Origin of the sequence: Streptomyces sp. NPDC127097, from assembly GCF_042724075.1 — a bacterium.
Taxonomy (GTDB): domain Bacteria; phylum Actinomycetota; class Actinomycetes; order Streptomycetales; family Streptomycetaceae; genus Streptomyces.
Map to the genome: position 1 here is coordinate 127,726 of NZ_JBHXFI010000015.1, position 10,797 is coordinate 138,522.

Genomic DNA, 10,797 nt, shown 5'->3' on the forward strand with positions numbered 1-10,797 from the left:
CGGGACGGCGCACGAAGGGGGCATCCGGCCGACGCGGCCGGATGCCCCCTTGCCATGGCCCCGGCGGCCCGCCCTCCCCTCGGCCCCGCGGCGAGGGGCGCCCCGGCGGTGGCGTCCCTCCGGCGGCCCGACGCCCGAATTGACCGTAAAGTGAGACCACCGGATAGCCGCTCGCGCCCGCCCGGTACAGTGGGACACGCGTCAATGACGCGCTAAAACTCTGGGTGCGCCGGGAAGTCTGGTCGGCAACTGCAACAGCCGTACACAGCTGCCGAAAGCCGGAGGTCACCCAGTGAGCGCGCGAAGCAAGCAAACGATCAGGAAGTGCGCACCGCGTGCCCACCGTCCCGCCGGGCACGGCGAGGCCCGCGGATGAGCGCCCCCCGCAACCGCCGCACCCCCTTCCTGGGGCGGATGTCGCTGCCCGAGCGCAACTTCATCGCGGAGGCGCTGCGCGCCGAAACCGTCGGCGGCATCCTGCTCCTCGCCGCCGCCGTAGCCGCTCTGATCTGGGCAAACACCCTCGGCAAGAGCTACGAGACGGTCCGCGGCTTCCATCTGGGACCGGCCGCGCTGGGCCTGGACCTGTCCCTCCAGCACTGGGCCGCCAACGGGCTGCTCGCGGTCTTCTTCTTCGTCGCCGGCATCGAGCTCAAGCGCGAACTGGTCGCCGGCGAGCTCCGTGACCCCAAGGCCGCCGCGCTCCCCGTGGTCGCCGCGCTCTGCGGGATGGCGATGCCGGCGGCCGTCTACTTCGCGGTCAACGGCATCGGCGGCGGCTCGCTCCAGGGCTGGGCGGTCCCCACCGCCACCGACATCGCCTTCGCGCTCGCCGTACTCGCCGTCATCGGCACGTCCCTGCCCGCCGCGCTGCGCGCCTTCCTGCTCACCCTCGCCGTCGTCGACGACCTCTTCGCGATCCTGATCATCGCGATCTTCTTCACCTCGAAGATCAACTTTTTGGCGCTCGGCCTCGCCCTCGCCGGCCTGGTGATCTTCTATCTGCTGCTGCGCAAGGGTGTCCGCGGCTGGTACGTCTATGTCCCGCTCGCCCTGGTCATCTGGGCCCTGATGGAGAACAGCGGGGTGCACGCCACCATCGCCGGCGTCGCCATGGGCCTGATGCTGCGCTGCACCCGGCGCGACGGCGAGAAGCAGTCCCCGGGCGAACACATCGAGCATCTGGTCCGCCCGCTCTCGGCCGGCTTCGCCGTACCGCTGTTCGCCCTGTTCTCCGCGGGCGTGTCCATATCCGGCGGCGCGGTCCACGAGGTCTTCACCCGGCCGGAGACGCTCGGGGTCGTGCTCGGCCTGGTGGTGGGCAAGGCGCTGGGCATCTTCGGCGGCACGTGGTGCACCGCCCGCTTCACCCGGGCCGAGCTCAACCCCGACCTCAGGTGGCCGGATGTCTTCGCCGTCGCCACCCTGGCCGGCATCGGCTTCACGGTCTCCCTGCTCATCGGTGAACTCGCCTTCGCCGGAGACCTGGTGCTGACCGACGAGATCAAGGCGTCGGTGCTGATCGGCTCGCTGCTGGCGGCCGTCTTCGCCGGCATCCTCCTCAAGGTCCGCAACACCAAGTACAAGAAGCTGTGCGAGGACGAGGAGCGGGACGAGGACCAGGACGGCATCCCCGACATCTACGAACTCGACAAGCCGGAGTACCACCTGCGGATGGCGGCGATCCACGAAGCCAAGGCCGCCGAGCACCGGCGGCTTGCCGAAGTGGCCTCCGGCTCGCATGCCGGAGACGATGGTCCGGCATGATCTGAGAGGCTTTGCATCCGGGTGACGAGATGAGGGAGACGGCGATGAGCGCAGTCCACGACGGCACGGACCGCAGCCTCGGACAGCTGGTGGCCACGGCCACGGCCGAAATGTCCGCGCTGGTGCACGACGAGATCGCGCTGGCCAAGGCGGAGTTCCGGCAGGACGCCAAGCGCGCGGGCATCGGCAGTGCCGCGTTCATGGTGGCCGGCGCGCTGGCGCTGTTCGCGCTGCCGGTGCTGAGCTTCGCGGCGGCGTACGGCATCCACAACCTCGGCCTCGGCCTCGCCTGGTCCTTCCTGATCGTCGGGGGCGCCTTCCTGGTCCTCGCCGGACTGCTGGCCCTCATCGCGATGGCCAAGATGAAGAAGATCAAGAAGCCGGAGAAGTCGATCAACTCCGCCAAGGAGACCGCGGCCGTACTCCAGAAGGCCAAGCCGCACCCGCGCGTGGCGCCCGTGGAGCACCCGGTGCTGGAGTCTGTGACACGCTCATCGGTATGACAGCCCCTGACAGCACCGCCTCGGTCGTACGGATCGGCATCCCCAGCGGGGAAGAGGTGTCGCACCGCGACGTCGCGGCCAACGGCGCCCGCTTCCACATCGCGGAGATGGGCGACGGCCCCCTGGTGCTGCTGCTGCACGGCTGGCCGCAGTTCTGGTGGACCTGGCGGCACCAGATGCCGGCGCTCGCCGCGGCGGGCTTCCGGGCGGTCGCGATGGATCTGCGGGGCGTCGGCGGCAGCGACCGCACCCCACGCGGCTACGACCCGGCGAACCTCGCCCTGGACATCACCGGCGTCATACGGTCCCTGGGAGAGCCGGACGCCGCGCTCGTCGGGCACGATCTGGGCGGCTATCTCGCCTGGACGGCGGCGGTGATGCGGCCCAAGCTGGTGCGCCGGCTGGCGGTGTCCTCGATGCCGCATCCGCGGCGCTGGCGCTCGGCGATGCTCGCCGACGTCCGGCAGAGCGCCCGGAGTTCGCACATCTGGAACTTCCAGCGCCCCTGGCTGCCGGAGCGCGCACTGACGGCGGACGACGCGGCGCTGGTCGGCCGGATGATCCGCGACTGGTCCGGCCCCCGGCTGCCGGACGACGACGCGCTGGCGGTCTACCGGCGGGCGATGAGCATCCCCTCGACGGCGCACTGCTCGATCGAGCCGTACCGCTGGATGGTGCGCTCGATGGCCCGCCCCGACGGTCTCCAGTTCGGCCGCCGGATGAAGATGCCCGTACGGGTCCCGACGCTGCATCTGCACGGCTCGCTCGACCCGGTGATGCGCACCCGCAGCGCGGCCGGCTCCGGCGAGTACGTCGAGGCGCCGTACCGCTGGCGGCTCTTCGACGGCCTGGGGCACTTCCCGCACGAGGAGGACCCGGTGGCGTTCTCCACGGAACTGATCAACTGGCTGAAGGACCCGGAACCGGACCGGTGACGGGCCGCCGTCCCGGGGGCGGGCAAGGGCAACGACGCCCCCGGGAGGGACTGTTGAACCCACCGCGTGAGCCGGTTCGTGCACGCCGCCGCGGACCGCTGAGCGGGCTTTCCGCACCGCTCTGCGGAGCGCCCGCACACCGGGCTCGAACGCGCGTATGACGAACAGCCACTTGCCCGGCGCATAGGCCAATTGGCGGTCCCCGGGGCGGTTACGGACCTTGGGCCACGGGCAGAGTCGAGGGTATGGGCTGGACGCACGACTACCGTGACGTGGCACGCAACCGCCGCAGCAGTACCGTTTCCGTGGGTACTCAGGAACGGGGAACCCCGGACCTCGGGTCCGACGCATCCCCCGACCCGGCGCACCCGATGGGGATCCCGCGCATCCTGCGCCGCAGAGCGCGCTGGATGAGCGCGCGACTACGCCATCCCCGTACCTGACTCCTCCGCCCGCCGAGGGCGCGGGACTTCCCGCGCCGGACGTCGGCGGCGGCAGCGCTCCTCCGGGCCTCCAGGGCCTCTCCGGTGGCCGGGCCCACGCCCAGCCACCGGGGTGGCTCTAGATCGCGCAGCCCTGGCTGTCGACCTGCTGCTGGGCCGTGCGCCCCCTGATGACGTCCTCGCGGACCTCGTCGAAGGTCAGCGCATAACCGGTGCGCGAGTCGTCCCGCGACTTCGCGAAGACGACGCCGTAGACCTTGCCCTGCGGGGTGAGCAGCGGGCCGCCGGAGTTGCCCTGCCGGACCGTGGTGTAGAGGGAGTAGACATCGCGGCCGACCGTGCCGCGCTTGTAGATGTCCGCGCCGTTGGCCTGGACGCGGCCGCGGACCCGGGCCGCGCGGACGTCATAGCCGCCGTTCTCCGGGAAGCCGGCGACGATGGCGCTGTTGCCGCTCTTCGCGTCGGCGCCGGTGAACTGGAGCGCCGGGGCCCGCAGCGAGGGCACGTCCAGGACCGCGATATCGCGCCGCCAGTCGTAGAGCACGACCTTGGCGTCGTACGTACGGCCCTCGCCGCCCACCTGGACGGTGGGCTCGCGCACTCCGCCGACGACATGGGCGTTGGTCATCACGCGGTGCCGGCCGAAGACGAAACCGCTGCCTTCCACGACCTTGCCGCAGCTGGGGGCCGTGCCGACGACCTTGACGATGCTGCGCTTGGCCTGCGCCGCGACCGGGCTGGTGGCCAGCCGGGGATCGGGCGCCGGGACGTTGTTGATCGGCTCGTTGGAGAACGGCGTGAAGACCTGTGGGAAGCCGTTCTGGGCGAGCACCGAGGAGAAGTCCGCGAACCACGTGCCGGCCTGCGGGGGCAGCACCCGGGACACCCCGAGCAGCACCTTGGAATTCCGGACCTCCTTGCCGAGCGTCGGCAGGGAGGTGCCGGCCAGCGCCGAGCCGATCAGCCAGGCGACCAGCAGCATCGCCAGGACATTGACCAGCGCGCCGCCGGTGGCGTCCAGCGCTCTCGCCGGTGACCACGTGATGTGGCGGCGCAGTTTGTTGCCCAGATGAGTGGTGAGCGCCTGGCCCACGGAAGCGCACACGATCACGATGGCGACCGCCGCGATGGCCGCGAAGGTGCCGGGGGTCGCCTCCCCGGTGATCTCGTTCCAGATCACCGGCAGCAGATAGACCGCGATCAGGCCGCCCCCGAGGAAGCCGATCACGGACAGGATGCCGACGACGAAGCCTTGCCGATATCCGATGATGGCGAACCACACGGCCGCGACCAGCAGCAAAATGTCCAGGACGTTCACGCCGGACACCGTCTCACGAGCGCCAGTCGAGCGGGACGGCCTTGTCACGGTCCCACGGAATCTCCCAGCCCGCGTAGTGCAGGATCCGGTCGATGACTCCGGCCGTAAACCCCCAGACCAGGGCGTTCTCGACAAGGAAGGCAGGCCCGATGTGGCCGCTGGGATGGCGCGTTGTCACGCGATGGGCCGGGTTCGTGAGATCCGCCACGGGAACCGTGAACACCCGGGCGGTCTCCGCCTGGTCGACCGCGCCGACGGGGCTGGGCCGGCGCCACCACCCCAGGACGGGCGTCACCACGAAGCCGCTGACGGGGATGTAGAGCCGCGGCAGCACGGCGAAGACCTGCACGCCGGAGGGGTCGAGGCCGGTCTCCTCCTCGGCCTCGCGCAGCGCCGCCTGGACCGGACCGAAGCCCTCCGGATCGCCGTCCTCCGGGTCGAGGGCGCCACCGGGGAAGGAGGGCTGGCCGGCGTGTGAGCGCAGGGTGCCGGCGCGCTCCATCAGGAGCAGCTCGGGGCCGCGGGGACCGTGCCCGAAGAGGATCAGCACCGCGGACTGCCGGCCACCGTCCTCGGGCGGCAGAAAGCGGCTGAGCTGGGGCGGCTCGATCGTGGCGGCCACCCGGGCGACCGGGGCCAGCCACTCGGGCAAGCCCTCGGCCGTGACCACCGCCTCCCGGCCGGACCCCTCCCCGGCGTCCTCCTTGCCGTACTGCTGCTCCCGTGCACTCCGCATCCGCGCCCCCTCAGGCTGGCATCGATCGTCGGTCACCTCTGGGCGGCGGGCTTCAGGAAGCGGCCACCGGGGGCGCCATCGGCGGCGCGGGCCGCCCCGGATAGCCGGCCGGTGGCTTCAGCCGCTGCCCCGGCTGGCCGCCCAGCTCGTACTTCAGCAGCTTCTTGGCCTTCTCCGGGTCCGTCTCGCCCTCGCCGTACGCGGGGCAGAGCGGGGCGATGGCGCAGGCTCCGCAGGCGGGCTTACGGGAGTGGCAGACGCGGCGGCCGTGGAAGACGACCCGGTGCGAGAGCATCGTCCACTCGCTCTTGGGGAAGATCGCGGCGACATCCGCCTCGACCTTCTCGGCGTCCTCCGCGGTGGTCCAGCCGAAGCGGCGCGCCAGCCGGCCGAAGTGGGTGTCGACGGTGATGCCCGGGACGCCGAAGGCATTGCCCAGCACCACATTGGCGGTCTTGCGGCCGACCCCGGGGAGGGTGACGAGGTCCTCCAGGCGGCCCGGGACCTCCCCGCCGAAGCGGTCGCGGAGCGCCGTCGAGAGGCCGATCAGCGACTTCGTCTTGGCCCGGAAGAAACCGGTCGGCCGGATCAGCTCCTCCAGCTTCTCCGGGGGCATCGCGGCCATGTCCTCGGGCGTGGGGCAGACCGCGAAGAGGTGCGGGGTGGTCTGGTTGACCCTCAGGTCAGTGGTCTGCGCGGACAGGACCGTCGCGACCAGCAGCTCGAAGGGGTTGGTGAAGTCCAGCTCGGGGTGGGCGTACGGATACAGCTCGGCCAGCTCGTGGTTGATCCGGCGGGCCCGCCGCACCATGGCGACCCGGGACTCGGGCTTGCGCGCGGGCGCCTTCTTGGCGGGGGCGGTCTTCCCGGCGGCCGTCTTGGCGGCGGTCTTCGCGGTCGCCTTCTTGGCCGTCGCCTTCTTCGTCGTCGCCTTCTTGGCCGGGGCGGTCTTCTTGGCGGTGGCCTTCTTCGTGACGGCCTTCTTGGCCGCCGCCGGCTGCTCGGGGGTTGCGTTCACGGGGCGGCCTTCTTCCCTGCCGAGGTCTTGCCTGCCGGAGTCTTCCTCGCGGCGGTCTGCACGGTCATGTCCTGCGCCGACGGTCGCGACGCGCCGGGTTTCCGGACGGGCGGCTTCCGGTGGGGCGCCACCCCGGAGAGGGATTTGTCACCTTTATCCGAATCCGATGCGCGGCCGGACGACTGTTCGCCCACAGCGGAATCACGCCCTGCGCTCACTCTTCCGGCCCCCCACTCCTCTGCTCTCACCGGCGTATTGGACACTCGGCCAGACTAAGGCCAGCCACTGACATCCGGCTTGATCGCTGTGATTCCTGACCCCAATCGGCCCCCTGCCTTATGGCTCGGGGCACCGGTCCGGCAAACTTGTGATTGATCGCACTGTTTTGCATTCCGGCATGATGGGGACCACAGTCCCCCGGAGCATGTCGACAAGGAGAGATCTCGTGGACGACGTTCTGCGGCGCGCACCGCTCTTCGCGGCGCTCGATGACGAGCAGGCGGCCGAGCTGCGCGCCTCTATGGGAGAGGTCACGCTCGCCCGCGGCGACGCCCTGTTCCACGAAGGGGACCCCGGCGACCGCCTCTACGTGGTCACCGAGGGCAAGGTGAAGCTGCACCGCACTTCCCCCGACGGACGGGAGAACATGCTCGCCGTCCTCGGCCCCGGAGAGCTGATCGGTGAGCTTTCGCTCTTCGACCCCGGCCCCCGTACGGCCACGGCTTCCGCCCTCACCGAGGTCAAGCTCCTCGGCCTGGGCCACGGCGACCTCCAGCCCTGGCTGAACGCCCGCCCCGAGGTGGCCACGGCCCTGCTGCGCGCGGTCGCCCGCCGGCTGCGCAAGACCAACGACCAGATGTCCGACCTGGTCTTCTCGGACGTACCGGGCCGTGTGGCCCGCGCGCTGCTCGACCTGTCGCGCCGCTTCGGCGTGCAGTCCGAGGAGGGCATCCATGTCGTCCACGACCTGACGCAGGAAGAGCTGGCCCAGCTGGTCGGCGCCTCCCGCGAGACGGTCAACAAGGCGCTCGCGGACTTCGCGGGCCGCGGCTGGCTGCGCCTGGAGGCGCGCGCCGTGATCCTGCTGGACGTCGAGCGGCTGGCCAAGCGCTCGCGCTGACCCCTCGCAGACAGCCTGGAAGGGCCCCGCTCCGGCGGGGCCCTTCGTCATGGGCGCCGCGGGACCGCCGGCCGGCCCCCGCGGCCCGTAATCGGCTCGCCGGACCACCGCACGCCCCGCCAAAGTGACGCCATGACCCACGGCACGGGAATGGACCGGGACGGCTGCTTCCTACGGGAGGGGGCCCTGGACCGGGTGTCCGCGCCGTTCGCGCCCGTGGTGGCGGAGCTGGAAGCCCGGCTCGGCGACCACTTCGTCCCCGCCGGACTGCACAGCAGCTATCTCTACGGCAGCGTCCCCCGTGGAACCGCCGTCCCCGGCGTCTCCGACCTCGATGTGCTGCTCGCCCTGCGGGACCCGCCCACCGGAGCCGACCGGGCCGCCGCCCGCGCCCTGGAGGACCACCTCGATACGGCCTTCCCCCAGGTCAACGGCGTCGGGATCCTGCTGTTCGGCGTGCCGCGCCTGCTGAGCGAGCCGGAGCGGTACGACCTGGGGTGGTTCGTGGCCTGTCTGTGCACCCCGCTCAGCGGCCCCGATCTCGCCGCTCGGCTGCCCCGCTACCGCCCCACCTCGCTGCTCGCCCGCGAGACCAACGGCGACCTCTTCCGCAGCCTGCCCGGACTGCGCGCACAGGCCGCGGCGGCCACTACGGAAGCCGAGCGCACCCGGCTGACCCGGGCCGTGGCGCGCCGGCTCGTCCGTACCGGATTCACCCTGGTCATGCCGCGCTGGGGCGGCTGGACCAGCGACCTCACCGAGTCCGCCGAGGTGTTCGGCCGCTATTACCCGGCGTACGCCGAGCAGATGCGCGCCGCGGCGCGCGCCGCCCGGACGCCCGACGCGTACCCGGAGCTTCTGGACGAGCTGCTGTCCGGCCTCGCCCCCTGGCTGGCCGATGAGTATCTGGCCGTCCACGGGGCGAAGGCTCCCCGCCCGTAAGCGCGCTGACGGGGCCTCTCGGTGACCCGGGGGCCGCCCGGCGGCCATTCGCCGTGTCAGTCCTCGATCAGCCCGTGCTCGCCCAGGTAGTCCAGCTGCGCCCGCACCGACAGCTCGGCGGCCGGCCACAGGGAGCGGTCGACATCGGCGTACACGCTCGCGACGACCTCGCCGGGCGTCCGGTGGCCGGCCTCGACCGCGGTCTCCACCTGGGCGAGCCGGTGCGCCCGGTGCGCCAGATAGAACTCCACCATCCCCTGGGCGTCGTTCAGCACCGGCCCGTGGCCCGGCAGGACCGTCGCCACCCCGTCGTCGACCGTGAGGGAGCGCAGCCGGCGCAGCGAGTCCAGGTAGTCGCCCAGCCGCCCGTCGGGGTGGGCGACCACGGTGGTGCCGCGCCCCAGGATCGTGTCGCCGGTGAGCACCGCGCGGTCGGCCGGGAGGTGGAAGGAGAGCGAGTCCGCGGTGTGGCCCGGTGTGGGCACCACCCGGAGTTCCAGCCCCCCGGTGGTGATGACATCGCCCGCTTCGAGCCCCTCGTCCCCCAGGCGCAGCGCCGGATCCAGCGCCCGTACGGAGGAGCCGGTCAGCTCGGCGAAGCGGACGGCGCCGTCGGAGTGGTCCGGGTGACCGTGGGTCAGCAGCGTCAGCGCGATGCGCTTGCCGGCCCGCTCGGCGGTGTCGATGACGGCGCGCAGGTGGCTCTCGTCGAGCGGCCCGGGGTCGATGACGACGGCGAGGTCGGAGTCCGGTTCGGCGACGATCCAGGTGTTGGTGCCGTCCAGCGTCATCGGCGACGGGTTCGGCGCCAGCACGCAATGGGCGCGCGCGGTCGCGGGCCCCGAGAGCACTCCGCCGCGGGGCTGTCCGGGGAGGGCGGCTGCGTCGGTCATGCGGGGGTCCCTCCCGAGGGGCCGGTGCCGTCCGCGGGCCCGTCGGGCGCGTCGCCCCCAGGGGCACCGGCAGCGGCGTCCGTCCGTGTGATGTGCTTGGTGAACTCGTCGTGGCCCGGCCAGCTCAGCTCGATCTCGCCGCCCACGAGGCGGGCCCTGGCCAGTACGGGCGTCAGGTCCTGGGCCTCCGCGGCGGCCAGCGCGTCCGCGGCGGTGGCGTACGGCTGGAGCCCGCGCAGGGTCGCGATGGTCGGCGGCATCATCAGCAGCTCACCGCGGTCGTAGCCGGCGGCCGCCTCCTCGGGCCGGATCCACACCGCGAGGTCCGCCTCCGTGGTGGCGAGGCGGGACCCCGCTGGACCGGAGCCGGCCGGCGGCTCCTGGGGGAGGGTGCGCTGCCCCTCGGGCAACGCGGCGACGAAGAACCAGGTGTCGTAGCGCCGTGGTTCGAACTCCGGGGTGATCCAGCGGGCCCAGGCGCCCAGCAGGTCGGAGCGCAGCACCAGGCCGCGGCGGCCCAGGAAGTCGGCGAAGGACAGCTCATGGGCGACCAGGGCGGCGCGGTCCGCCTCCCAGTCCTCGCCGGTGGTGTCCGCGACGACCGTGTCGGCCGAGGCGCCGGCGAGCAGCACCCCCGCCTCCTCGAACGTCTCGCGGACCGCCGCGCAGACGATGGCCTGCGCGGTGGCGGGATCGACGCCCATACGGACCGCCCACTGGGCGCGTGACGGACCGGCCCAGGCGACCGGCCGCTCGTCACGGGGATCGACGGACCCGCCCGGATATGCGTACGCGCCTCCGGCGAAGGCCATGGAGGTGCGTCGGCGCAGCATGTGGACGGCGGGGCCGCCGGAGGCGGAGTCCCGCAGCAGCAGGACGGTCGCGGCCCGCCGGGGCTCGGCAGGGGTCAGCTCGCCGTTCGCGAGTGCCCGGATACGGTCCGGCCACTCCGGCGGGTACCACTGGCCATTGGTCGTGGACGACATGGCCGGATGCTATGCGCTCGCGCGCGGATGTTCGAGGGCCACTTTCGCGGCGGCGGGGGGCCGGGGTAGCCGGGGGCGCCCGCCCCCGTACGATAAAAAAAAAAAAAAACCAAACCCAAAAGTATATAAATGATTA

Annotated in this window: 11 protein-coding genes; 6 read left to right on the forward strand and 5 right to left on the reverse strand. The window is 72.0% G+C overall.

The genetic code is table 11. The features are described 5' to 3' along the window. The first annotated feature begins 372 nt into the window (after window positions 1-372). The 4 genes from nhaA to ACFWJW_RS14745 all read left to right on the forward strand — a co-directional run bounded on the left by nhaA (window position 373) and on the right by ACFWJW_RS14745 (window position 3,648). Window positions 373-1,767, forward strand: coding sequence for a Na+/H+ antiporter NhaA (gene nhaA, locus ACFWJW_RS14730; RefSeq protein WP_387239948.1), 1,395 nt, complete (start codon window positions 373-375; stop codon window positions 1,765-1,767). Between the two features lie 44 nt (window positions 1,768-1,811). Beyond that, window positions 1,812-2,270 carry a phage holin family protein gene (locus ACFWJW_RS14735; RefSeq protein ID WP_018089969.1) on the forward strand — a complete coding sequence of 153 codons (459 nt, stop codon included), beginning with the start codon at window positions 1,812-1,814 and terminating at the stop codon, window positions 2,268-2,270. Continuing rightward, window positions 2,267-3,205, forward strand: a complete 939-nt coding sequence (locus ACFWJW_RS14740) for an alpha/beta fold hydrolase (RefSeq protein ID WP_387239951.1) — start codon at window positions 2,267-2,269, stop codon at window positions 3,203-3,205. Before ACFWJW_RS14735 ends, ACFWJW_RS14740 begins: the two co-directional genes overlap by 4 nt. A 245-nt stretch (window positions 3,206-3,450) precedes the next feature. Then, complete coding sequence (locus tag ACFWJW_RS14745) at window positions 3,451-3,648, forward strand: hypothetical protein (RefSeq protein ID WP_387239954.1); 198 nt, start codon at window positions 3,451-3,453, stop codon at window positions 3,646-3,648. 118 nt (window positions 3,649-3,766) lie between these two features. Here ACFWJW_RS14745 and ACFWJW_RS14750 read toward each other — a convergent pair whose 3' ends face one another. From ACFWJW_RS14750 to nth, 3 genes are read right to left on the reverse strand one after another with little or no spacing between them, the layout of a single operon-like run. After that, window positions 3,767-4,966 carry a MarP family serine protease gene (locus tag ACFWJW_RS14750; protein ID WP_387239957.1) on the reverse strand — a complete coding sequence of 400 codons (1,200 nt, stop codon included), beginning with the start codon at window positions 4,964-4,966 and terminating at the stop codon, window positions 3,767-3,769. A gap of 13 nt (window positions 4,967-4,979) precedes the next feature. Next, window positions 4,980-5,702 carry an NUDIX hydrolase gene (locus tag ACFWJW_RS14755; RefSeq protein ID WP_387239960.1) on the reverse strand — a complete coding sequence of 241 codons (723 nt, stop codon included), beginning with the start codon at window positions 5,700-5,702 and terminating at the stop codon, window positions 4,980-4,982. Between the two features lie 52 nt (window positions 5,703-5,754). Beyond that, on the reverse strand, window positions 5,755-6,720 hold the full coding sequence (gene nth, locus ACFWJW_RS14760) for an endonuclease III (protein ID WP_387239963.1): 966 nt from the start codon (window positions 6,718-6,720) through the stop codon (window positions 5,755-5,757). 445 nt (window positions 6,721-7,165) lie between these two features. On the opposite strand from nth, the gene ACFWJW_RS14765 reads away from it, so the two are divergent. Both ACFWJW_RS14765 and ACFWJW_RS14770 read left to right on the forward strand, forming a co-directional pair. Continuing rightward, complete coding sequence (locus ACFWJW_RS14765; RefSeq protein WP_006604164.1) at window positions 7,166-7,840, forward strand: Crp/Fnr family transcriptional regulator; 675 nt, start codon at window positions 7,166-7,168, stop codon at window positions 7,838-7,840. A 132-nt stretch (window positions 7,841-7,972) separates the two neighbouring features. Beyond that, entirely contained in the window at window positions 7,973-8,782 is an 810-nt protein-coding gene (locus tag ACFWJW_RS14770; RefSeq protein ID WP_387239967.1) for a nucleotidyltransferase, read from the forward strand. 56 nt (window positions 8,783-8,838) lie between these two features. On the opposite strand, the gene ACFWJW_RS14775 is transcribed toward ACFWJW_RS14770, so the two are convergent. Further along, window positions 8,839-9,675 (reverse strand): MBL fold metallo-hydrolase, encoded by an 837-nt coding sequence (locus tag ACFWJW_RS14775; protein WP_387239970.1) that lies wholly within the window; start codon window positions 9,673-9,675, stop codon window positions 8,839-8,841. Then, window positions 9,672-10,661 carry an NUDIX hydrolase gene (locus tag ACFWJW_RS14780; RefSeq protein WP_387239973.1) on the reverse strand — a complete coding sequence of 330 codons (990 nt, stop codon included), beginning with the start codon at window positions 10,659-10,661 and terminating at the stop codon, window positions 9,672-9,674. Before ACFWJW_RS14780 ends, ACFWJW_RS14775 begins: the two co-directional genes overlap by 4 nt. Window positions 10,662-10,797 lie beyond the last annotated feature (136 nt).

Coding starts and splice junctions, on each gene's coding strand:
- ACFWJW_RS14770 (WP_387239967.1), top strand. CDS start 7,973: ATGACCCACGGCACGGGAATGGACCGGGACGGCTGCTTCCTACGGGAG.
- ACFWJW_RS14755 (WP_387239960.1), bottom strand. CDS start 5,702: ATGCGGAGTGCACGGGAGCAGCAGTACGGCAAGGAGGACGCCGGGGAG.
- ACFWJW_RS14735 (WP_018089969.1), top strand. CDS start 1,812: ATGAGCGCAGTCCACGACGGCACGGACCGCAGCCTCGGACAGCTGGTG.
- nhaA (WP_387239948.1), top strand. CDS start 373: ATGAGCGCCCCCCGCAACCGCCGCACCCCCTTCCTGGGGCGGATGTCG.
- ACFWJW_RS14775 (WP_387239970.1), bottom strand. CDS start 9,675: ATGACCGACGCAGCCGCCCTCCCCGGACAGCCCCGCGGCGGAGTGCTC.
- ACFWJW_RS14745 (WP_387239954.1), top strand. CDS start 3,451: ATGGGCTGGACGCACGACTACCGTGACGTGGCACGCAACCGCCGCAGC.
- ACFWJW_RS14740 (WP_387239951.1), top strand. CDS start 2,267: ATGACAGCCCCTGACAGCACCGCCTCGGTCGTACGGATCGGCATCCCC.
- ACFWJW_RS14780 (WP_387239973.1), bottom strand. CDS start 10,661: ATGTCGTCCACGACCAATGGCCAGTGGTACCCGCCGGAGTGGCCGGAC.